Raw genomic sequence first — 20,190 nt, 5'->3', positions numbered from 1 at the left:
ATTGAGAGCTGGTGCGCAGGTCGCGCACCCTGACCACTGAGCCCTTCGGGGCCCTAACCGGTTCCGGTTCACGGCCGCTTCGGCGGCCGACCCGGCGGCCGCATGAAAGGGAAGTCATGAAAGACGGGATCCACCCTCAGTACGTCGTCACCGAGGTGACCTGTTCCTGCGGGAACGCCTTCACCACCCGGTCGACGGTGGCCAGTGGCAAGATCCAGGCTGCGACCTGCAACAAGTGCCACCCGTTCTACACCGGTAAGCAGCGCATCCTCGACACCGGCGGTCGCGTGGCCAAGTTCAAGGCCCGCTACGCCAAGACCCAGGAGAAGGCTGCCCAGGCCGGTAAGTAGCTTTGCAGGCTCGGCGAGCTTGCGAGCTGTAAATGTGCCCTGCAGCGCTCGTGTCGTATGACGCGGGCGCTGCGTTTTTTTCGTACCGAAACTCTTCTAGGCACTGCTCTCTTTAAGGAACCGCAATGACGACCGCTGCCGACAACCGCCTGGAATCCCTCCTCGCCGAGTTCCGCGACCTGGAAGTCCAGATGGGCGACCCCGCGCTGCACGCCGACCAGGCCCAGGCCCGGAGGGTCGGCCGCCGCTACGCCGAGCTGTCGCCGATCGCGAAGACCGCCGAGGACATCGCGGCCGCGAAGGACGACCTCGCGACCGCCGAGGAGCTCGCCAAGGAGGACTCGGATTTCGCCACCGAGGCCGAGCAGATCAAGAAGCGCATCCCCGAACTCGAGTCGAAGCTCGCCGAGCTGCTCGTCCCGCGCGACCCCGACGACGCGAAGGACGTGATCATCGAGATCAAGGCCGGCGCGGGCGGCGAGGAGTCGGGCCTGTTCGCCGGGGACCTCATGCGCATGTACCTGCGCTACTTCGAGCGCATGGGCTATGCCGTCGAGACCCTGGAGATGGTGCCGACCGACCTCGGCGGCATCAAGGACTCCTCGATCGCCGTGCGGACCAAGGGCACGCCCGAGGGCGGCAACGGCGTCTGGTCGCGGCTGAAGTTCGAGGGCGGCGTGCACCGCGTGCAGCGCGTGCCCGTGACCGAGTCGCAGGGCCGGGTGCACACCTCCGCCGCGGCGGTCGTGGTGATGCCCGAGGCCGAAGAGGTCGACTTCGAGCTGAACATGAACGACGTGCGGGTCGACGTCTACCGCTCCTCCGGTCCCGGCGGCCAGTCGGTCAACACCACCGACTCCGCCGTGCGCCTCACGCACGTGCCCACGGGCGTGGTCGTGACCAGCCAGAACGAGAAGAGCCAGCTGCAGAACAAGGAAGCGGCGATCAAGGTCCTCCGCGCCCGCCTGCTCGCCAAGCAGCAGGAGGAGGCCGCGGCCGCGGCCGGTGCCGCCCGCCTCTCGCAGGTGCGCACCGCCGACCGCTCCGAGCGCATCCGCACGTACAACTTCCCGCAGAACCGGCTGACCGACCACCGGATCGGCTTCACCGCCTACAACCTCGACCAGGTCATGGACGGCGCGCTCGACGAGGTCCTCGACGCCCTCGCGGCAGCCGACCGGGCCGAGCGCATGGCAAGAGGGACCGAGTGATCTGGCCCCAGGCCATCGCCTTGGCGGCGAAGCGGCTCGAATCCGCCGGCGTCCATTCCCCGCGGAACGACGCCGAGCTGCTGGCCGCTCACGTCTCGGGGCTTAAGCGGGCGCAGCTGCTCATCGCGGACGCGCCCACCGCCGCGCAGCTCGCGGTGTTCGATGCGCTCATCGCGCGCCGCGCCACCCGTGAACCGCTGCAGCACCTGACCGGTTCGGCCGCGTTCCGCTACGGCGAGCTCGCGGTCGGCCCCGGGGTGTTCGTGCCCCGGCCCGAGACCGAGCTGCTCGTCGATTGGGCGCTCGCGCATCTTCCCAAGGGCGGCATCGTGATCGACGCATGCTCCGGTTCCGGCGCGGTCGCGCACGCCATCGCGACCGAGCGGCCCGACGCGACCGTGTGGGCCGTGGAGATCGACCCTGACGCCTTCGAATGGCTCGAATCGAACCTCGACGGCACCGGGGCGACCCCGGTCCTGGCCGACGCGACCGCGGCCTCGACGCTGAACGAACTCGACGGGACCGTGGACCTCGTCACCGCGAATCCGCCGTACGTGCCCTTCGCGATCGAGGTCGCGCCCGAGGTCGATTTCGACCCGTCGGGCGCGGTCTACGCCGCCGAAGCGGGCCTCGCCGTGATCCAGCCGCTGGCCGTGCGCGCCGCGTCCTGGCTCAAGCCGGGAGGCTGGTTCGGCTTCGAGCACGACGACACGCACGGGAAGGCCGCGCCGGAGATCCTGGGCGTCAGCGGTTTCACCGCGACCGAGGACCACGACGACCTGGCGGGCCGCCCGAGGTTCGCGACGGGAAGGCTAGGCTAGTCGCCGTGAGGCTGTTCAATTGCAGGAAGATCAAGGACCGAGCGACCGGGCTGAAGTCGGCCACCAGGGCCGTGACCGGCGGTCGTCTCGTCGTCATCCCCACCGACACCGTCTACGGCATCGGCTGCGACGCGTTCAATCCCACGGCTGTCAGGGCCCTGCTCGCCGCGAAGGGCCGCGGGCGCGATATGGCGCCGCCGGTCCTCATCGGCTCGAAGCGGGCGCTCGACGGCATCGCCTCTGACATCCCCGACTCCGCCAAGGAGCTCATCGAGGCGTTCTGGCCCGGGCCGCTCACCATCGTGGTGCCCTACACCCCGTCCCTGACCTGGGACCTCGGTGACACCGACGGCACGGTCGCGGTGCGCATGCCCCTGCACCCGCTCGCGCTGGAACTGCTCAAGGAGACCGGTCCGATGGCCGTCTCCTCGGCCAACAAGACCGGGCAGCCCCCGGCCGAGACCGCCGGCGATGCCAAGGCCCAGCTCGGCTCCGACGTCTCCGTGTACCTCGAGGCCGGGCCCAGTGAGGACAACCTGCCGTCGACGATCATCGACTGCGTGGCGCACCCGCCGCAGATCCTCCGCGAAGGCGCTCTGAGCCTGGAGCAGATCCGCAAGATCGTGCCCGAGACCCTCGACCGCGACGGCTACGGCCCCGGCCAAGGACCCGAGGACGACGAGCCGGAAGCGGACGAGGCCGAAGCCGCGGAAGCGGAAGCGGAAGCCGACGAGACCGCCGAACCGAAGGCCGACGAGGCCTCAGCGTGACCTCGCCGTTCTCCGTGCTGCACGTGTGCACCGGCAACATCTGCCGGTCGCCCATGTCCGAGCGCATCCTCGCCGGGCTCACCGGCGAGGACGTGTTCAACCACGGCGCGGGCATCTCGGCCTTCCACGAGGGCGAGAACATGCAGCACCCCGCGATGGACGAGCTCGAATCGCGCGGCTACGACTACGACGGCCACCGGGCGCGGCACCTCCTGCGCGAGCACGTGGAGGCCTCGGACCTCATCCTCGTGGCCACGATCGGGCACCTGGAGTACATCGCCGAGCGCTTTCCCGAGGCCTTCGGGCGCACCTTCCTCGTCCGCTCGTTCGGGCCCATGGCCGCCGACCTCGCCGACTCGCTGCCCGACGGCGACACCGCCGTGCGCGGCAAGGCCCTCGTCGACGCCGCCTCCGCGCGGCGCGGCGACTACGACGAGCTCGACCTCGCCGACCCGTGGGGGATGAGCCAGGCCGTCTACGCGCAGATCGCCGACCAGCTCGAAGCGGCGCTGAAGCCCGTCGCGGCCGCGTTGGAGCCGCGCTCATGACCAAGATCAAGGGCTTCCTCAAGCCGTGCCTCCTCGCCTCGGCGATCGCGGCCGTCATCGCCGCCCTCGTCGGCGGCATCACAGCCGGCGGGACCGCCGCGTGGGCCGCCCCTGCGGGAGTAGCCTTGGCGGCCTTGGGATTCGCGGGTTCTGCGGCGGCGGTCGCACTGGCCGAAACCTTTGACCTGCGTCTCACTCTGCCTATGGCGTTGATCACGTATTCGATCAAACTCGCGCTCGTCCTGACGGTCCTCTCGATCGTCAAGGCGGCCGTGCCCGACGCGCTGCTGCCCTTCGCCTACGGCGTGGTCGGCGGAGCCGTCGCCTGGCTCGCGACCCAGGTCGCCTGGGTGTACAAGGCGAAAATCCCATACGTCGAGTTCGATCAGCGTTCTTGACGAAATCTTGACGCCCGCCGCGACACACGGTGTTTCTTGGAGGTTGACAACCTCGCACGGATGGCACTCATCTCAGCGAACCCGCTGGGCAGTTCCTGTGTAGTAGCTGTTAGAGTTCAGCTCGACATGGCCGACATGGAACCCCCCGATCGCAAGCCCCAGCCGGACGGTTCGGACATGGGCTGGCGCGCGCTGGGATATCTGCTGTCTGGGATCATCTTCTGGGGTGGTCTCGGATATCTGGTCGACCTTTGGCTCGAACTGCCCAAAGTCGGGCTCCTGGTAGGGATGCTTGTCGGTGCTACAGCAGGGATCTACCTGCTGATCAAGCAGATGTCGCCGTAACTTGACCGACACTGACTGAGAGGCGTGACTCGCGTGACCGACTCAGCCATCGTGCTGGCCGAAGGGGAATCCCACTTCCCGCCCGGCATTCACAGCTTTGATTTCCGGGACTGGTTCACCGGGCTCAGCGACACGGCTCTTGCCCACATGTTCACCACCATCACCTTCGCGGTGTGGGCCTCTGTCGCGATTCTCATCGTGTTCTTCCTGTGGGCGTACCGCAAGCCCCAGATCGTTCCCACCAAGAAGCAGTGGATCGCCGAATCCGCCTATGGCTTCATTCGCAACACCGTCGCCATCGACCAGATGGGCAAGAAGGAAGGCGTGAAATTCGCGCCCTACCTCGCGACGCTGTTCCTTTTCATCTTGATCATGAACTTCTGGGCCATCGTGCCCGGCGTTCAGGTCTCCCCGATGTCCCACATCGCATTCCCGGCCGTCCTAGGTGTCCTCTCCTGGATCATCTACAACGTCGTCGGCATCAAGAAGCACGGCTTCATCGGCTACCTGAAGCTGACCTGCGTCCCGCCGGGCGCCCCGTGGTTCATCTACCCGCTGCTGATCCCGATCGAGTTCCTGCAGAACCTCATCCTGCGGCCGGTCACCTTGGCGCTGCGACTCTTCGCCAACATGTTCGCCGGCCACCTCATCCTGCTGGTGTTCATCCTCGGCGGATTCGAGATGCTCAACTCGGGCAACATCTTCATCCAGGGTCTGTCGGTCTTCTCCTTCGCCATGGGCATCGCCATGACGCTGTTCGAGCTGATCGTCATCCTGCTGCAGGCCTACGTGTTCACTCTGCTCACGGGCATGTACATCCAGGGGTCCCTCGCGGACGAGCACTAAGCCCCGCTCTCGCCCCTCATCCAAGTTTCGCAATTGAAGAACATCGTGGCGTGACGGACACGCCACGCTGACACCTAGGAGAAAACGCCATGGAAGGCTCCGTCAGCGTCATTGGTTACGGCCTCGCCGCAATCGGCCCCGGTATCGGTGTCGCCCTGATCTTCGCCGCGTGGATCACCGCCACCGCGCGCCAGCCCGAGTCGGCCGGCATCACCCGCCCGATGCTGTTCATGGGCTTCGCCCTTGTCGAGGTGCTGGCCCTGTTCGGCCTGGTCCTCGCCTTCATCAACTAGCCACCTCACGGAGCGAACATGATTCTCGCCGCCGAAGAAGGAGGCGCGCAGATTCTCTTCCCGATTTGGCAAGAGATTCTCGTCGGCGCCATCGCCTTCGGTCTGCTCTGCTTCGTGCTCATGAAGTTCGTCTTCCCCATGATGGAGAAGACCTTCGAGGCACGAGTGGACGCGATCGAAGGCGGCATCGAGCGGGCTGAGCGGGCTCAAGAAGAGGCCAATCAGACGCTCGAGGAATACCGCCGCAAGCTCGCCGCTGCGCAGGAAGAGGCCGCCGCGATTCGCGACGAGGCTCGTGCCGACGCCGTGGCGGCCAAGGAGGAGATCCTCGTCTCCGCCCGCGAAGAGGCCAACCGCGTCATCGCGGCCGGTCACGCGCAGATCGAGGCCTCTCGCCAGCAGCTCGTTCGCGAGCTGCGCAGCGAGGTCGGCAACCTGGCCGTTGACCTGGCCGGGAAGATCATCGGCCAGCGCCTCGCCGGCGACGCCGACACGGCGGCGACTGTGGACCAGTTCCTCAGCCAGATCGCCGACGACACGGCCGAGACGAGCGGAGCGCGCTGATGTCGACGACTGGACGCGAAAGCATCGAGGCCGGCCGGGCCGTGCTGGAGGCAGCCGCCTCCAGCGCGTCGGCCGAGCAGCTCACCGAGTGCGGCGATCAGCTGCTGGGAGTGACGCGCTTCCTCGTCGACCAGCCTCGGCTGCGTCGCGCCCTGTCCGACCCCGCCCGTGAGGCGGACGACCGGGAGGGCCTGATCCGCGGGCTCGTCGCGGGCCAAGTGGGCGAGACCGCCGCAGCCGTGGTGGCCTCGCTCGTGCGCGGCCGCTGGGGCAGCCCGTCCGAACTGGTCGGCGGCACTGAGCAGCTCGCCGTCAAGGCGCTGCTGCTCGCCGCGGCCAAGGACGGCAGCCTGGCGAACGTCGAGGACGAGCTGTTCCGTTTCGGACAGCTTGTCGACGGCGACGCCGAGCTGGCCTCGGTCCTGGGCGCTTCGGGCACCGACCCGAAGGGCCGGGCCGAGCTCGTCGAGCGCCTGCTCGAGGGCAAGGCCGAGCCGGTGACGGTGAAGCTGGCGTCCGCCGCGTGCTTCGGCATCGGCGGCCGCAGCTTCCACGCCTCGTTGGCCTACCTCGTCGAGGCCGCCGCCGCGGCCCACGACGAGACCGTGGCCTACGTGACCGTGGCTCGCCCGCTCGACGAGGCCGGAGAGCGTCAGCTCGCGGCCAAGCTCACCCTGGTCTACGGGCGCCCGGTGGCGCTCAAGGTCACGGTCGACCCCGCGATCGTCGGGGGCATCCGAGTGCAAGTCGGCTCGGAGCTGTGGGACGGTACCGTCTCGCGCCGCCTCGACGAAGCCCGCCAAGCCTTGGCCGGACGCTGATCCAGCCGGTATCAACAGAAAGGGAAACGTTCAGATGGCTGAATTGACCATCTCCTCAGACGAGATTCGTAGTGCGCTCGACGCCTACGTCTCGTCCTACCGGCCGGAGATCACCCGCGAAGAGGTCGGTGTCGTCACCTCCGCCGGCGACGGCATCGCCGTCGTCGAGGGCCTGCCCTCCGTCATGGCCAACGAGCTCCTGGAGTTCGAAGGCGGCGTGATGGGCCTGGCCCTGAACCTCGACGTCCGCGAGATCGGCGCCGTCCTCCTGGGCGACCCGACCAAGGTCGGCGAGGGCCAGACCGTCAAGCGCACCGGCAAGGTCCTCTCCGTGCCGGTCGGTGACAAGTTCCTGGGCCGCGTCGTCGACGCCCTGGGCAACCCCATCGACGACCTGGGCGAGATCGAGGCCGAGGGCGAGCGCGAGCTCGAGGCCCAGGCCCCGAACGTCATCAACCGCCAGTCGGTGTTCGAGCCGGTCGAGACCGGTATCAAGGCCATCGACTCGATGACCCCCATCGGCCGCGGCCAGCGCCAGCTGATCATCGGCGACCGCAAGACCGGCAAGACGCAGGTCGCGATCGACACGATCATCAACCAGCGCGCCAACTGGGAGTCCGGCGACCCGAACAAGCAGCTGCGCTGCATCTACGTCGCGGTCGGCCAGAAGGGCTCCACCGTCGCCGGCATCAAGGGCATGCTCGAGGCGCACGGCGCGATGGAGTACACCACCATCGTCGCGGCGAACGCCGACGAGCCCGCGGGCCTGAAGTACCTGGCGCCCTACACCGGTTCGGCCATCGGCCAGCACTGGATGTACGGCGGCAAGCACGTCCTCATCGTCTTCGACGACCTGTCGAAGCAGGCCGAGGCCTACCGCACGGTGTCGCTGCTGCTGCGTCGTCCCCCGGGCCGCGAGGCCTTCCCCGGTGACGTCTTCTACCTGCACTCCCGTCTGCTGGAGCGCTGCGCGAAGCTCTCGGACGAGCTGGGCGGCGGTTCGCTGACCGGTCTGCCGATCATCGAGACCAAGGCCGGCGACATCTCGCAGTTCATCCCGACCAACGTCATCTCCATCACCGACGGCCAGGTCTTCCTCGAAGAGGGCCTGTTCAACTCGGGTGTGCGTCCGGCGATCAACGTCGGTACGTCCGTCTCCCGTGTCGGTGGCGCCGCGCAGACCAAGGGCATGCGCTCGGTCGCCGGTTCGCTTCGTCTGGACCTGGCCCAGTACCGCGACCTGGAGGCCTTCGCGGCCTTCGCGTCCGACCTGGACGCCGCGTCGAAGGCGCAGCTGGAGCGCGGTCTCCGCATGGTCGAGCTGCTCAAGCAGGGTGTGGCCGCGCCGCTCCCGATGGGCGAGGAGACCATCTCGATCTGGGCCGGCGTCTCGGGTTCGCTCGACGACATCCCGGTCGGCGAGGTCCGCCGCTTCGAGGAAGAGTTCCTCACCTACATGCGCGCCAACCACAAGGACGTCGTCGCCCAGCTGAACGCGGGCAAGGACAAGGTGGCCGGCGACATCGAGGACACCCTCAAGCGCGCCATCGCCAAGTTCAAGCAGATGTTCAAGGCCAACGCCGACGACCTGCACGTGACCGACGCCGCCGAGGACGCCCTTGAGGGCGACGTCGACGTCGAGACCGTCAAGCGCGTCAAGAAGGGTTAGCCATGTCAGCGCAGCTTCGTACTTTGCGCAAGCGGCTGAAGTCGACCCAGTCCATCCGGAAGATCACCAAGGCGCAGGAGCTGGTCGCCACCAGCCGCATCGCCAAGGCGCAGGAACGGGTCGCGGCTTCGCTGCCGTACGCCCGCGCCATGACCTCGGTGATGACCTCGCTCGCGAGCAACGCGTCGGTCAACCACCCGCTGCTCCAGCCGCGGGCCCAGGTCCGCCGGGCCGGGGTGCTCGTGGTCACTGCCGACAAGGGGATGTGCGGCGGCTACAACGCCAACGTCATCCGCACCGCCGAGCAGCTGGTCTCGCGCCTCTCGGAAGAGGGCAAGGTCCCGGTCCTGTACGTCGCCGGCCGCAGGGGCGTCGACTACTACCAGTTCCGCGGTCGCCAGATCGAGCGGTCCTGGACCGGGTTCTCGCAGAAGCCGGCCGTCGCCGACGCGCAGGAGATCACGCGGACGCTGCTTTCGGCGTTCATGTCCGGTGCGGACGACGAGGGTGACGACGCGGGAGCGGACGGTATCCTCGGAGTGGACGAACTGCATATCGTCCACACCAAGTTCGTCTCGCTGCTGACGCAGACCCCTGAGCCGCGGCAATTGGCCCCTCTCGAAGTCGAGGAGGTGGAGGAGAGCGAGCTCGAAGAGCACGTGCTCCTCCCGGACTACGAGTTCGAGCCGAACCCGGAGGCGCTGCTCGACGCGCTGCTGCCGAAGTACTTGACGACTCGGATCTACGCGGCGTTGATCGACGCCGCGGCGAGCGAGTCGGCGGCGAGGCGTCGGGCCATGAAGGCGGCCACGGACAATGCCGATGAATTGATCAAGACCCTGCGGCGGAGCGCGAACGCGGCGCGGCAGGCGGCGATCACGCAGGAGATCAGCGAAATTGTGGGTGGGGCCAGTGCCCTTTCCGCCGCAGGAAGAGAGTAACGATGACCGACACTAATGGAGTGGGACGCGTCGTACGGGTCATCGGGCCGGTCGTCGACGTGGAGTTCCCGCGCAACGCCATCCCGGCGATCTTCAACGCGCTTCACGTTGACGTCGCCTACGGGGAGCACAACAAGACGCTGACCCTGGAAGTGGCCCAGCACCTGGGCGACAACCAGATCCGCGGCATCTGCATGGCCCCGACCGACGGCATGGTCCGCGGCACCGAGGTCCGCGACACCGGTGCGCAGATCAAGGTCCCGGTCGGCGACGGCATCAAGGGCAAGGTCTTCAACGTCCTCGGTGACTGCCTCAACCTCGAAGAGGGCGAGGAGCTCCAGGCCGACGACTACTGGGAGATCCACCGCCACGCCCCGGCGTTCGCTCAGCTGGAGCCGAAGACCGAGATGCTGGAGACCGGCATCAAGGCCATCGACCTGCTCGCCCCGTACGTCAAGGGCGGCAAGATCGGCCTGTTCGGCGGCGCCGGCGTGGGCAAGACGGTGCTCATCCAGGAGATGATCATCCGCGTCGCCCAGAACTTCGGCGGCTCTTCGGTGTTCGCCGGTGTCGGCGAGCGCACCCGTGAGGGCAACGACCTCATCGCCGAAATGGCCGAGGCCGGCGTTCTGGAGAAGACCTCCCTGGTCTACGGCCAGATGGACGAGCCGCCGGGCGTGCGTCTTCGCGTCGCCCTGTCGGCCCTGACGATGGCCGAGTACTTCCGCGACGTCAAGAACCAGGAGGTGCTGCTCTTCATCGACAACATCTTCCGGTTCACGCAGGCCGGTTCGGAGACCTCCGCGCTGCTGGGCCGCATGCCCTCGGCCGTGGGTTACCAGCCGACCCTGGCGGACGAGATGGGTGAGCTCCAGGAGCGCATCACCTCGCTGCGCGGCAAGGCCATCACCTCGATGCAGGCCGTGTACGTCCCCGCGGACGACTACACCGACCCGGCGCCGTTCACCGCGTTCACCCACTTGGACGCGACGACGAACCTCGAGCGGAAGATCTCCGACAAGGGCATCTACCCGGCGATCGACCCGCTCGCCTCGAACTCCCGCATTCTGGAGCCCGAGGTCGTCGGTGCCGAGCACTACGCGGTCGCCTCGACGGTGAAGCAGATCCTGCAGAAGTACAACGAGCTGCAGGACATCATCGCCATCCTCGGCATGGACGAGCTTTCCGAAGAGGACAAGCTCGTCGTGGGCCGGGCGCGCCGCATCGAGCGCTTCCTGTCGCAGAACACGTTCGCGGCGAAGCAGTTCACCGGGGTCGAGGGCTCGTTCGTCCCCGTCAAGGAGACCGTCGAGGCCTTCAAGAAGATCGCCGAGGGTGAGTACGACCACTTCCCCGAGCAGGCGTTCTTCATGTGCGGTGGCCTCGAGGACCTGCACAAGAACGAAGAGGAGCTCCGCAAGACGCGCTCCCCCCCCGTGCCGCGCTGGAGTGCACGCGCCCCCGCACCCGAGAGGTTCCGGGGCCGCTTTCACTCATTCGGGTAAATATTGCGCATCGGTCGGCGCGTGTCCGTCGCGGAAGTCGCACCGATTGTGCGATTATCGCAACATGGAACTCGAAGAAGGCTGGGCCGCGATCGGCGAGCGTGTGCGCCGAGCGCGCGCCGCCATGCGGTTCTCCCAAGAGGACCTCGGTCGGGAAGTCGGACTCGACCGCACCATGATCGCCAAGATCGAGGCCGGCACGCGCCGTATCGACGGCATGGAACTGGCACGGCTGAGCGGTGCGCTCGGGATGCCGATGCGCCAGTTCCTCTACGACCCGCCCGAGGTGATCTCGCGGCGCAGCGGCATCGTGGCGGAGGAGACCACCGTCGGAGAATCGGCGGCGTTCCGCCTGGACGTGGCGCTGGTGGCCTGGCTCAACGATATGCAGCAGCTCTGCGAGATCGGCGTGTTCGAGCCCAAGCCGGTCCTCCTGTACCCCAGCGCCCGAACCTCTTCCGACGATGTGCGCGACGCGGCCCGCTGGCTGCGCCGCCAGCTCGGGCTCGGCCATGAGCCGCTCGGCAGCCTCATGCAGATCGGCGAGCAGGCGGGCGTGCTGTTCACGGTCGTCGAGTTGGAGGACGGCGGCGAAGGCGCCAGCATCCACGAGGGCGACCTGGCAGTGTCGGTGATCAACCTGTCCGCGCCGGTAGTACGGCGCCGGTCCACTGCGGCCCACGAGCTGGGGCACATGGTGCTCGGCGATGAATACGTCAGCGACATGGACATCCACGCCTCGAAAGCGGAACGGGAGGCGGCGATCGACGCCTTCGCGGCCGAGCTGCTCCTGCCTGAGGACGCGGTGGCCGCGCGGGGCCCGCACCTCGAACGCGGCGATTTGGTCAAGCTCTCCGCCGAATACCAGGTCTCATGGTCGCTGGCGCTCCGGCAGGCTGAGCGCACGGGCCTGATCGACGCGAAGCAGTCGCGTCGCTGGGGGGCGTCCACGCCCACGAAAGCCGAGCTTCGCGACGCGATCGGCTGGCTGTTGCAGCAGGACCTGGAGAAGGTCAGGGTCCCGCCGAGCGTCGCCCACGCCATCATGCGCGCCTACCGCGAGGGCTGGATAGCCAAACCCCGTGCGGCCGAGCTGATGCGGGGGCACGTCGACGAATCCGAGCTGCCGGATTTCGAAAGCGACCAAGGGTGGTAGCCGCCGGAGGCGGCGGAGCGCAGCGGCTGGTGTTCGACACGACCTGTTTGAGCCACTTCGCCAAAGCCGACCGGCTCGATGTGCTCAGCGACCTGATGCTGGGCCGTACCTGCTTCACCACGAGCGTCGTGATGGACGAGATCCGCCGCGGCGTCGGCACCCACCCCGAACTGGAGCAGATCCTCACACTCGCCTGGATGCAAGTGGTGGAGGTCGGCGAAACGGAGGCCAGACTGCTGGCGTTCGTTGAATGGTCCGAGCGCGTGCGAGCGGGCGACCGCAACCTCGGCGAGGCCAGCGTCCTCGCTGTCGCCCACGAATTCGACGCCACCGCGGTGATCGACGATCGCGCCGCGGTCCACGGCGCGAGCCGCTACCCGGTCGTGGTCCACGGGACCTTGTGGCTGCTCGCGGAGATCTGGCGGGAAGGAAAGCTGACCGAGGCGGGCGCCAGCGCGATCGTCGACCTCCTGCACCGGTCGGGAATGCGGCTGCCCTGCGACGGAAGGCTGTTCCCCGCCTTCGCCAGGCTGCACGGCCTTGGCCCGCACCGAAGTCGATGACCAGCTCGCTCGAACGTCGCGGCCCCGGGACCGGGAGGTGCCGGGCCGCTCGCTTTGCCGCGATCAGTCGTCGGCGTCGTCGTCGGTGTTCTGGAGCGCCGCCGCGGGCACGCCGTCGGCGCAGGTGACCTTGTAGTGCAGGCCGTCGTCATCGTCATCGTCGTCGGTGAAGCCGAACGCGGCGGTCGCGGCGGGCCCGGCGTCGACGCCCACGGTGCGCCAGCCCTGGGCGGGGGAGACCGAGACGAGCTCGACTTCCGTGCCGTTGCACCGGGCGATGACGGTGCCGCCGTCGGTCGCGATGATCTCCTCGCCCGCGGTCGTCTGCTCGCTCGAGGGCGAGGACTCGTCGTCGGTCGCCGTCGGTGATTCGCTCGGGGTCGCGGTGCCGATACTGTCGAGCTGCGCCTGCACACTGTCCTCGGACATCGGCTCGGTCGGGGGCGCGAGGGTCCCGCCTTGGGCCAGCGCCACCGCGCCGATACCCGCGCCGACGGCGACCACCGCGGCCGCCACCCAGCCGCTGACTACCAGGTTCCTTCTCATGCTCGCCAGTTTGCCGACTGGAACGTTAAGGCCGCGATAAGGCCGGTCTAAGCCTTCACGGCGGCTCGTACGTGACTTGTCCCCGTGTTGCTGTCCCGCATAGAGTGCCCGCATGGCCCAGCTGCTCCTGATCGAGGACGACGAACGCGTCCGCACCGCGCTCCTGCGGTCCCTCAGAGACCTCGGACACCAGGTCGCCCCGGCCCCCGACGCGATGAGGGGGTTGCGCGCGGCGGTCGACCACCGTCCCGACCTGGTCGTGCTCGACCTCGGGCTGCCCGACCTCGACGGCGGCGAGATGCTGCGGATGCTCCGCGGCGTCTCCGACGTGCCGGTGATCGTGGCGACCGCCCGCGACGACGAGAACGAGATCGTCCGCATCCTCGGCGCGGGCGCCGACGACTACGTGGTCAAGCCGTTCACCGCGAAGCAGCTCGACGCCCGCATCCAAGCGGTGCTGCGCCGCACCGGTGCCGGAGCGCCCGTTGACGAGACGGTGGTCGTGGGTCCGCTGCGCATCGACCCGAAGGGCCGCACCGCCGCCCTCGAAGGCAGGGCTTTGGAGTTGAGCCCCAAGGAGTTCGACCTGCTGCACTTCCTGGCCGCGCGTGCCGGGGCGGTCGTCCCCAAGCGCCAGTTGCTCACCGAAGTGTGGGACCTGCCCTTCGGCGGCGCCGACAAGACCGTCGACGTGCATCTCGCGTGGCTGCGCCGCAAGCTCGGCGAGACTGCGCAGGCGCCGCGGTTCCTGCACACCGTTCGCGGGGTGGGCGTCAAGCTCGTCGACCCGCTGGAGGGCGAATGAGGGCCCGACTGACGATCCTGGTGGCCGGGATCGCGACCCTGACGCTGCTGGCGTTCTCGATCCCGCTGGCGCTCATGCTTCGCAACGCCGCCGCCGAGCGCGCGGTCTCGCTCGCGCAGCAGGAGGCGAACCTGGTGACCGCGATCGTGCCCACCTCCGACAAGGCCCAGCTGGAGAGCTCGGTCGCGCACATGAACACCGGCTTCCAGTTCCCGGTGACGGTGTTCTGGCCCGACGGCACCGTGTTCGGCGCGGAGGCGCCCCGGTCGTCCGCGGTGGAACTCGCCGCCGTCCAGGGCCGGTCCCTCACCGCGGCGACCGAAGGCGGGCGGGAGATCCTCAACAGCATCCGCATTCCCGACGGCGGCTACGCCGTTGTGAGGGCCTATGTGGATGATGAGGCGCTGACGGCCGGAGTCGGCCGGTCATGGCTCCTGCTCGGCGCGATCGCCCTGGTGCTCCTGGGGGTCGGCCTGCTCCTGGCCTCACGCCTGGCCAAGGTGCTGCTGGTGCCGCTCGCCGACCTCGCCGAGGTCTCGAACCGCCTCGCCGATGGCGACCTCGAAGCGAGGGCGGGCGCCGCGGGACCCGCGGAGATCGAACGGGTCGGCATCGCCCTCAACGCCCTCGCCGACCGCATCCGCGATCTCCTCGAGGCCGAACGCGAACGCGTCGCCGACCTCTCGCACCGCCTCCGCACCCCGCTCACCGTCCTGCGCCTCGAAGCCGAGGCGATCACGGACCCGACCGAACGAGCCACCGTAGACGAAGCGGTGAGCGAGGTCGAGCGGGCCGTGAACGCCGCGATCCGCGACGCTCGCAAGCCCGGTCGCGGGGCGTCCGAGTGCGACGCGGTCGCCGTCGTGGCCGAGCGCTTTGCGTTCTGGTCGGCGCTGGCCGAGGACACCGACCGCGCATGCAGCGTCTCGCTGGCTCCGGGACCGCTGCCGGTGAAGGTGTCGGCCGAGGACCTCGCGGCGGCGATGGATTCGTTGCTGGCGAACGTCTTCGCACACACCCCGGACGGGACCGCGTTCGAGGTCCGCCTCTGGGCCACGTCCGACGGCGGCGCGATCATCGACATCGCCGACGAGGGACCGGGCCTGCCGGACGCAGCCGTGTTCGAACGGGGCCGTTCCGGCGGCGGCTCGACCGGACTGGGCCTGGACATCGCACGACGCGCCGCCGCGGCCTCGGGCGGCCAGCTCGTGTTCGGCGCCGGCCACGGCGGCAAGGGCGCGCTCATCAGACTCGAACTGGGCTGAAGACGGAGCGGCCATCGCAGCGACGGCCGCTCAAGCCGCGGCCCTCGGACACTGGATCTCGCGAGGGCCGAGAATCGGGTTGCCATGCCGCGGAAGGCTTCGGATCATGCGACGATCCGTCGCCGCCTGCGACGCGCCGCGAATCCGCTACGAGTCGACTGCGAGTGCTGAGTGCCGCGTCCGCTCCGTACGGCACCGTTCAAGACCCGACCCGGATCCGAAGCACGTCTTGTACGCACGCGCCCAAGGGTTCGCGCCGAGCCACGGGTAGAGCGCGGCGGCGGCGAGGCAGTACTTGCTGACCGACACCGGCCGCGCCCCTGAACGCCACAGCATCCGGTCGACGGGCCCGCCCGCCTGCGCCGACTTGACCTCGACCAGGCACAGCGGCCGGGCCGCCGCCGAACCCGTTGAACCGCTGAAGCGAAGCTCCTCGTCGCAGGTGATCCGAACGGCCGCTTCCAGGTCCACGAGCGTGTGGCGGCGGTAGTCGGTGCGCACCCGCGGGGCCATTCCCAGCGGCACCGCCATGCCGTAGGCGCGATGCAGCGTGTCGGCGAGGAAGTCGGCGGCGTCCGGCGCGAGCCGCCCGGCGTCGGCGGCGCGGTAGTCCATGCGCTCCTTCACCGTGTCCGCCCGAGCGCCTTTGAGTTTGACCTCGAACGCGCAGGCTCCGGAGTCGACGTAGGTGCGTGAGCGCACCTTGAACCGGAACCGGCGCCCCTGGCGGTGCTGCCGGTAGGTGAGCAGCTCCGGCGTGTCGAAGTAGATCGACTCGTACGCGAACCGGCGGCGGCCCTCGATCTCCAGGCACCGCCAGTCGCCGACCCGGGCGAGCCGGTCGCGGAAGCGGCCGTATGCCTCCGGCGTGAGCAGGTATTTGGAGTCGACGCGGGTCTGCAGGTTCGCGGCGTCCACCACCGCGGCGAGGTCGATGGGCGCGAACAGGTCCAGCCCGTCTCGGGTGATCATCAGACCCTCGCGATCGGGTAGGTGCGGTCAGGGTTCGCGGGGGTCTCGGCCGAAGGCCGGAACCGCACGTCCACGGTCATCGTCTCGCGCACGTAGTCGGTGTCGATCACCTCGAACTTGCGCACCGTCCCGCCAAGGCGCCGTTCGAGGTCCGCCTGCAGCGCGGTCTCGTCGCGGTGCACGGTGTCGAGCACGATCAGGCGGTGCCGCGACCGGTTCGCGAGCCTCGGATGGTCGGCGATGTACATGGTGAGCACCAGCAGCACGCTGAGGCCGATCATCACCGCCGGGCGCGACGCCCCGATCCCGTTGATGAGGCCCAGGGCGAGTGCCGTGAAGTAGTAGCCGACGTCCCGCTGCGAGATCTGGTCGGAGCGCAGCCGCAAGATCGAGAGGACCCCGAAGAGCCCGAACGCCAGGCCGAGGCTCACCTGCTGCGAGAGCATGAGCGCCGAGACGGCGAAGACCCCCACGTTCAGCGCCACGTAGGCGAGCGCCAGGTCGGTGCGGTGGTGGCGCCGGTAGTAGATCGCGCACGCGAGCACGGTGATGGCGAACAGGTTGACGGGCAGTGCCAGGGCGAGTGCGAGACCCACGGTGTTCCTCCTCGGTGACGTCGCCGGAGCGGTGTTCGCTCAGTCGGTCTGGGAGAAGGTACGGCGGCGGGCGTTAAGGCACCGCTAAGAAGTGAATAAAGGGCGTCCAACTCCTGAACGCCCCGTTGCCGACTCAGATGCCGCGGCCGCGCCGGTGCAGTGCGGCCATCACCGCCGGGACGCCGACGATGCCCGCCGCCGCGGCGGCGGCGACCGCCGCCCGCGGCTCGCCCGGGTTCGCCTTCGTCGCCCTGACCGCCCAGCGCAGGGCCTCCTTGCGGTCGCCCGTGGCGGCGTGCCAGCAGGCGATCTGGCCGTAGACGCGCGCGGCGCCCTCGGGGCTGCCGTGGATCTCCGGGTGCCGGTCGAGGATCCAGCGCAGCGAGGAGATCTTGGTGTCCCAACGGGTCTCGAAGTGCGAACCGGCCCAGTTGACGAGCGCGTACGGCACGTCCACGTGAGCGATCGGACGCCGCCTGGAGGCGCGCAGCAGCATGTCCCAGTCCTCGTTCTGGCTCCCGGGCGCGTCCTCCGCGACGAGGCCGAGCCCGCCGAGCAGTGCCGAGCGGCGGAACAGGAACGTCGAGGAGTGCAGCATCATCATGCGCGACCTGAGCAGGTCCACATGCCGCACCATGGTCTTCTGCGCCAGGCGCGGGTTCCGGCGGCCCCGGTAGTCGACCTCGATCGCGGTGGTGCACAGCTCGGCCTCGGTGCCGAGCGCGGCGACCTGCGTCGCGAGCTTCCCGGGCAGCCATTCGTCGTCGTCGTCGAGGAACGCCACGAGATCGGTGCGAAGTGCGGTGATCCCGGTGTTCCGGGCCCCCGCGAGACCGGGCGTGCGGTCGTTCTTGACCACCCGCACGGGCCGCCCGCCGTCCGCCGCGAGCGCTTCGTCCACTTTGGCGCGGTCGAAGACCACGACCACTTCGAGTTCACCGGGGTAGAACTGGGTCAGCACCGAGCGCAGTGCGGCGCGCACCTGCTGGGGGCGGTTGTGCGTGGGGATCACGACGCCCACCGAAGGCCAGTCAGTCACGGGCGGTCACCTCTTCCAGAACGGGTTCGTCCACAGGGGCCTCCTCGTCGTCGAGGTAGCCGTAGCGGCCCAGGAGGGGCCGGGTCAGGGTGGAGACCATCCGCCGGGTGCCGTCGGGCAGGTCCGCGGTCCAGGCCTCGTCGGGATAGATCGGGATGCGCCCCACGGTGAACCGCATCGGGTTGCCGGCCGCCGAGTGGCTCGGGCCCAGGTCGGCCCAGCCGTCCCCGATGAAGTTGTAGTCCGACTCCGCCAGGTCCAGCCCGCAGAACCGGCCGAGCGAGGCGATCACCTTCCGGGGGCGCTGGATGACGCGCTCGTACCGGACCCGCCGCACCGGCACGCCGCGCCGCGCGAGGAGGCTGAACGCGGCGTTCTGCGCGTTCCACAGCATCGCGGCCTTGGCGGGGGAGTAGCGGGTCATCTGGTCGCCCGTGGGGGACTCGGGGCGGGCCACCTTCTTCGTCCACGAGTAGGCGACGCCCCTCGAGTCGCGCACGACGTGCAGCACCCGCAGGTCGATCTTCGGCGACCAGCGCAGGCAGTACGCGAGCGAGGCGTGCTTGGAGGAGTCGACCACGACCCGCGCCCGCGTGTCCTTGGCGGCGGCGGTGTAGATCTTCTCGAAGTACTCGGCGTACTCGGTGACGAGCTGGTGCTGCGCGGGCGCGAGCCGCTTCGACGCGAGCGCCGGGATGTGCCGGGTTCGGTCCACAGTGGCCTTCAGGGCGTTGAGCCGCTCGATGTCCACCTGGTCCCAGGAGCCGAAGGCGCGCCGGCCGATCCGCTGCCAGAACTCGCAGTGCGAGAACGTGGCTCCGCACGCGCACATCTCGTTGCCGACCAGGTCCCGTTCCCACAGGTGGGTGATCTCGCCGAGCGGGACCACTCCGGGCAGCTGTCCGAGCAGGCGTTCGAGGAGCGTCGTGCCGCTGCGTCCGAGTCCTCCGATGAAGACCACCTTGACGCGGTGCTCGGACTGCTCGGCCGTGTCGGCGATCTTCACGCTCACTGGTCCCTCGCTCACCTGGTACTCCACTGCTTTCGGGGCCGGCGATCCGAGCTTGGCTCGGAAACCTGCAGATGCCCCTTGATGATTCGTATAACGACTCGGGGTGGGGTTGGGGACACGCCCTGTGGCCAAAATTCCGGGAAAATCGCACGCGGACCTCTAACGTCTGATCGCATGGAGCGTTTGGGCCCTTCGCGCGCGGACCGCGGCAGCGGCGCGTCTTCCCCTCGGCCGCAGTCGCGCCCCGCGAAGCGGGTGTCCTTGGGCGGCATCGCGATCGACCCGGTCACCGAAGCCGAGGCGGTGGCGCGCGTGATCGACGCCATCGAGGCGGGGCGCGGCGGCCAGATCGTCACGCCGAACGTCGACATCGTCGCCGCCGCGCGCAGGAGCCGCGAGCTGCGGGCGATCATCGCCGCCTCCGACCTCGTGGTCGCCGACGGCGCGCCCCTCGTCTGGGCATCCAAAGTAGCCGGAACGCCGCTGCCCGCCCGCGTCGCGGGCTCGGACCTCGTCTGGTCCCTCTCGGAGGCCGCCGCGACCCGCGGCCTCCGCATCGCCCTCCTGGGCGGCACCCCGGACGGCGCCGCGCGCCCCACCGAACGCGCCGCCGACCTCCTCGAAGCCCGCTACCCGGGCCTCAAGGTGGTCGGGGCCTGGTGCCCGCCCATGGGCTTCGACCGGGACGACTCGCAGTGGCGCGCCCTCGTCGAACGCGTCGAGGCCGCCGCCCCCGACCTCGTCTACGTCGGCCTCGGCTTCCCCAAACAGGAGCACGTGACGGTGCGCCTCCGCGCCGTCGCCCCCGACGCCTGGTTCCTCGGCTGCGGCGCGAGCATCGACTTCATCGCCGGGTACCGCCGCCGCGCCCCCAAATGGATGCAGCGCACCGGCACCGAATGGCTCTTCCGGATGCTCTCCGAACCCCGCCGCCTCGCCCGCCGATACCTCAAGGACGACGTTCCCGAAGCGGTACGCCTCCTCGCGGAGGCCTATCGGGAACGTCGTCGAGCGTCGAAGCGCTAGCTGTTCTGTCTCGGGAGGTTGTGAACACCTCACGAGCTGAGTCGGGCTGAGACGAGGAGAGGACCTTCTGGTTCGGTGTGAATCGCTACAAGACACGCCAAGCCAGAAAGGCCCTCGATGAGCCACTC

Annotated in this window: 23 protein-coding genes and 1 pseudogene; 19 read left to right on the top strand and 5 right to left on the bottom strand. The window is 69.0% G+C overall.

Translation table 11 applies throughout. The annotated features are described in order from the left end of the window. Positions 1 to 116 precede the first annotated feature (116 nt). From rpmE to O1R50_RS17910, 16 genes and pseudogenes are all read left to right on the top strand, one after another. The gene (gene rpmE, locus O1R50_RS17985) at positions 117 to 350 is read left to right on the top strand and encodes a 50S ribosomal protein L31 (RefSeq protein WP_270111536.1); all 234 of its coding nucleotides are present in this window, start codon (positions 117 to 119) and stop codon (positions 348 to 350) included. Between the two features lie 125 nt (positions 351 to 475). Continuing rightward, a complete protein-coding gene (gene prfA, locus O1R50_RS17980) occupies positions 476 to 1,561 on the top strand; it encodes a peptide chain release factor 1 (RefSeq protein ID WP_270111535.1) in 1,086 nt (361 codons plus the stop codon). Next, a complete protein-coding gene (gene prmC, locus O1R50_RS17975; RefSeq protein WP_270111533.1) occupies positions 1,558 to 2,382 on the top strand; it encodes a peptide chain release factor N(5)-glutamine methyltransferase in 825 nt (274 codons plus the stop codon). Before prfA ends, prmC begins: the two co-directional genes overlap by 4 nt. 5 nt (positions 2,383 to 2,387) lie before the next feature. Beyond that, positions 2,388 to 3,152, top strand: coding sequence for an L-threonylcarbamoyladenylate synthase (locus O1R50_RS17970; RefSeq protein ID WP_270111532.1), 765 nt, complete (start codon positions 2,388 to 2,390; stop codon positions 3,150 to 3,152). Continuing rightward, positions 3,149 to 3,700, top strand: coding sequence for an arsenate reductase/protein-tyrosine-phosphatase family protein (locus O1R50_RS17965; protein ID WP_270111530.1), 552 nt, complete (start codon positions 3,149 to 3,151; stop codon positions 3,698 to 3,700). Before O1R50_RS17970 ends, O1R50_RS17965 begins: the two co-directional genes overlap by 4 nt. Next, a complete protein-coding gene (locus tag O1R50_RS17960) occupies positions 3,697 to 4,098 on the top strand; it encodes a hypothetical protein (protein WP_270111529.1) in 402 nt (133 codons plus the stop codon). Before O1R50_RS17965 ends, O1R50_RS17960 begins: the two co-directional genes overlap by 4 nt. A 126-nt stretch (positions 4,099 to 4,224) precedes the next feature. Further along, positions 4,225 to 4,443 (top strand): AtpZ/AtpI family protein, encoded by a 219-nt coding sequence (locus O1R50_RS17955; protein WP_270111528.1) that lies wholly within the window; start codon positions 4,225 to 4,227, stop codon positions 4,441 to 4,443. A 33-nt stretch (positions 4,444 to 4,476) separates the two neighbouring features. After that, on the top strand, positions 4,477 to 5,289 hold the full coding sequence (gene atpB, locus O1R50_RS17950; protein ID WP_270111526.1) for a F0F1 ATP synthase subunit A: 813 nt from the start codon (positions 4,477 to 4,479) through the stop codon (positions 5,287 to 5,289). A gap of 89 nt (positions 5,290 to 5,378) precedes the next feature. Continuing rightward, positions 5,379 to 5,582 carry an ATP synthase subunit c family protein gene (locus O1R50_RS17945; RefSeq protein WP_125246947.1) on the top strand — a complete coding sequence of 68 codons (204 nt, stop codon included), beginning with the start codon at positions 5,379 to 5,381 and terminating at the stop codon, positions 5,580 to 5,582. A gap of 18 nt (positions 5,583 to 5,600) precedes the next feature. Beyond that, positions 5,601 to 6,146, top strand: a complete 546-nt coding sequence (locus O1R50_RS17940) for a F0F1 ATP synthase subunit B (RefSeq protein WP_270111525.1) — start codon at positions 5,601 to 5,603, stop codon at positions 6,144 to 6,146. Further along, on the top strand, positions 6,146 to 6,967 hold the full coding sequence (locus O1R50_RS17935) for a F0F1 ATP synthase subunit delta (protein ID WP_270111524.1): 822 nt from the start codon (positions 6,146 to 6,148) through the stop codon (positions 6,965 to 6,967). The genes O1R50_RS17940 and O1R50_RS17935 overlap by 1 nt, the downstream gene beginning before the upstream one ends. Before the next feature lie 34 nt (positions 6,968 to 7,001). Continuing rightward, positions 7,002 to 8,636 (top strand): F0F1 ATP synthase subunit alpha, encoded by a 1,635-nt coding sequence (gene atpA / locus O1R50_RS17930; RefSeq protein WP_270111523.1) that lies wholly within the window; start codon positions 7,002 to 7,004, stop codon positions 8,634 to 8,636. Positions 8,637 to 8,638: 2 nt separating this feature from the next. Further along, the gene (locus O1R50_RS17925) at positions 8,639 to 9,577 is read left to right on the top strand and encodes a F0F1 ATP synthase subunit gamma (RefSeq protein WP_270111522.1); all 939 of its coding nucleotides are present in this window, start codon (positions 8,639 to 8,641) and stop codon (positions 9,575 to 9,577) included. Positions 9,578 to 9,579: 2 nt separating this feature from the next. Then, a pseudogene (atpD, locus tag O1R50_RS17920) lies at positions 9,580 to 10,992 on the top strand (F0F1 ATP synthase subunit beta); the annotation flags it as partial. 154 nt (positions 10,993 to 11,146) lie between these two features. After that, positions 11,147 to 12,238 (top strand): helix-turn-helix domain-containing protein, encoded by a 1,092-nt coding sequence (locus tag O1R50_RS17915; RefSeq protein WP_270111520.1) that lies wholly within the window; start codon positions 11,147 to 11,149, stop codon positions 12,236 to 12,238. Next, positions 12,232 to 12,801: a hypothetical protein gene (locus tag O1R50_RS17910; protein ID WP_270111519.1), complete on the top strand. Its 570-nt coding sequence runs from the start codon at positions 12,232 to 12,234 to the stop codon at positions 12,799 to 12,801. Before O1R50_RS17915 ends, O1R50_RS17910 begins: the two co-directional genes overlap by 7 nt. Before the next feature lie 63 nt (positions 12,802 to 12,864). Here O1R50_RS17910 and O1R50_RS17905 read toward each other — a convergent pair whose 3' ends face one another. After that, complete coding sequence (locus tag O1R50_RS17905; RefSeq protein ID WP_270111518.1) at positions 12,865 to 13,347, bottom strand: hypothetical protein; 483 nt, start codon at positions 13,345 to 13,347, stop codon at positions 12,865 to 12,867. Between the two features lie 112 nt (positions 13,348 to 13,459). Between O1R50_RS17905 and O1R50_RS17900 the strand changes: the two genes are divergently transcribed. Next, positions 13,460 to 14,152, top strand: coding sequence for a response regulator transcription factor (locus O1R50_RS17900; protein ID WP_270111517.1), 693 nt, complete (start codon positions 13,460 to 13,462; stop codon positions 14,150 to 14,152). Further along, entirely contained in the window at positions 14,149 to 15,417 is a 1,269-nt protein-coding gene (locus O1R50_RS17895; protein WP_270111516.1) for a HAMP domain-containing sensor histidine kinase, read from the top strand. Before O1R50_RS17900 ends, O1R50_RS17895 begins: the two co-directional genes overlap by 4 nt. Before the next feature lie 147 nt (positions 15,418 to 15,564). On the opposite strand, the gene O1R50_RS17890 is transcribed toward O1R50_RS17895, so the two are convergent. From O1R50_RS17890 to O1R50_RS17875, 4 genes are all read right to left on the bottom strand, one after another. Continuing rightward, positions 15,565 to 16,389, bottom strand: a complete 825-nt coding sequence (locus tag O1R50_RS17890; RefSeq protein WP_270111515.1) for a polyphosphate polymerase domain-containing protein — start codon at positions 16,387 to 16,389, stop codon at positions 15,565 to 15,567. Further along, on the bottom strand, positions 16,389 to 16,985 hold the full coding sequence (locus O1R50_RS17885; protein WP_270111514.1) for a DUF4956 domain-containing protein: 597 nt from the start codon (positions 16,983 to 16,985) through the stop codon (positions 16,389 to 16,391). The genes O1R50_RS17890 and O1R50_RS17885 overlap by 1 nt, the downstream gene beginning before the upstream one ends. Before the next feature lie 133 nt (positions 16,986 to 17,118). Next, positions 17,119 to 18,024: a glycosyltransferase family 2 protein gene (locus tag O1R50_RS17880; protein ID WP_270111513.1), complete on the bottom strand. Its 906-nt coding sequence runs from the start codon at positions 18,022 to 18,024 to the stop codon at positions 17,119 to 17,121. Continuing rightward, positions 18,017 to 19,051: a sulfotransferase gene (locus tag O1R50_RS17875; RefSeq protein ID WP_270111511.1), complete on the bottom strand. Its 1,035-nt coding sequence runs from the start codon at positions 19,049 to 19,051 to the stop codon at positions 18,017 to 18,019. The genes O1R50_RS17880 and O1R50_RS17875 overlap by 8 nt, the downstream gene beginning before the upstream one ends. 159 nt (positions 19,052 to 19,210) lie before the next feature. Between O1R50_RS17875 and O1R50_RS17870 the strand changes: the two genes are divergently transcribed. Continuing rightward, entirely contained in the window at positions 19,211 to 20,062 is an 852-nt protein-coding gene (locus O1R50_RS17870) for a WecB/TagA/CpsF family glycosyltransferase (protein ID WP_270111510.1), read from the top strand. The last annotated feature ends 128 nt before the right edge of the window (positions 20,063 to 20,190 follow it).

Origin of the sequence: Glycomyces luteolus (genome assembly GCF_027622875.1) — a bacterium.
GTDB lineage: Bacteria > Actinomycetota > Actinomycetes > Mycobacteriales > Micromonosporaceae > Glycomyces > Glycomyces luteolus.
The sequence above is the reverse complement of the archived record's forward strand: the minus strand, read 5'-3'. Positions and strand labels throughout refer to the sequence as shown.

Bases quoted from the DNA above. Each gene is read 5' to 3' on its own strand.
- rpmE (WP_270111536.1), top strand. From the start codon at position 117: ATGAAAGACGGGATCCACCCTCAGTACGTCGTCACCGAGGTGACCTGT.
- prfA (WP_270111535.1), top strand. From the start codon at position 476: ATGACGACCGCTGCCGACAACCGCCTGGAATCCCTCCTCGCCGAGTTC.
- O1R50_RS17960 (WP_270111529.1), top strand. From the start codon at position 3,697: ATGACCAAGATCAAGGGCTTCCTCAAGCCGTGCCTCCTCGCCTCGGCG.
- O1R50_RS17955 (WP_270111528.1), top strand. From the start codon at position 4,225: ATGGCCGACATGGAACCCCCCGATCGCAAGCCCCAGCCGGACGGTTCG.
- O1R50_RS17945 (WP_125246947.1), top strand. From the start codon at position 5,379: ATGGAAGGCTCCGTCAGCGTCATTGGTTACGGCCTCGCCGCAATCGGC.
- O1R50_RS17940 (WP_270111525.1), top strand. From the start codon at position 5,601: ATGATTCTCGCCGCCGAAGAAGGAGGCGCGCAGATTCTCTTCCCGATT.
- O1R50_RS17935 (WP_270111524.1), top strand. From the start codon at position 6,146: ATGTCGACGACTGGACGCGAAAGCATCGAGGCCGGCCGGGCCGTGCTG.
- atpA (WP_270111523.1), top strand. From the start codon at position 7,002: ATGGCTGAATTGACCATCTCCTCAGACGAGATTCGTAGTGCGCTCGAC.
- O1R50_RS17925 (WP_270111522.1), top strand. From the start codon at position 8,639: ATGTCAGCGCAGCTTCGTACTTTGCGCAAGCGGCTGAAGTCGACCCAG.
- O1R50_RS17915 (WP_270111520.1), top strand. From the start codon at position 11,147: ATGGAACTCGAAGAAGGCTGGGCCGCGATCGGCGAGCGTGTGCGCCGA.
- O1R50_RS17905 (WP_270111518.1), bottom strand. From the start codon at position 13,347: ATGAGAAGGAACCTGGTAGTCAGCGGCTGGGTGGCGGCCGCGGTGGTC.
- O1R50_RS17900 (WP_270111517.1), top strand. From the start codon at position 13,460: ATGGCCCAGCTGCTCCTGATCGAGGACGACGAACGCGTCCGCACCGCG.
- O1R50_RS17895 (WP_270111516.1), top strand. From the start codon at position 14,149: ATGAGGGCCCGACTGACGATCCTGGTGGCCGGGATCGCGACCCTGACG.
- O1R50_RS17890 (WP_270111515.1), bottom strand. From the start codon at position 16,389: ATGATCACCCGAGACGGGCTGGACCTGTTCGCGCCCATCGACCTCGCC.
- O1R50_RS17870 (WP_270111510.1), top strand. From the start codon at position 19,211: ATGGAGCGTTTGGGCCCTTCGCGCGCGGACCGCGGCAGCGGCGCGTCT.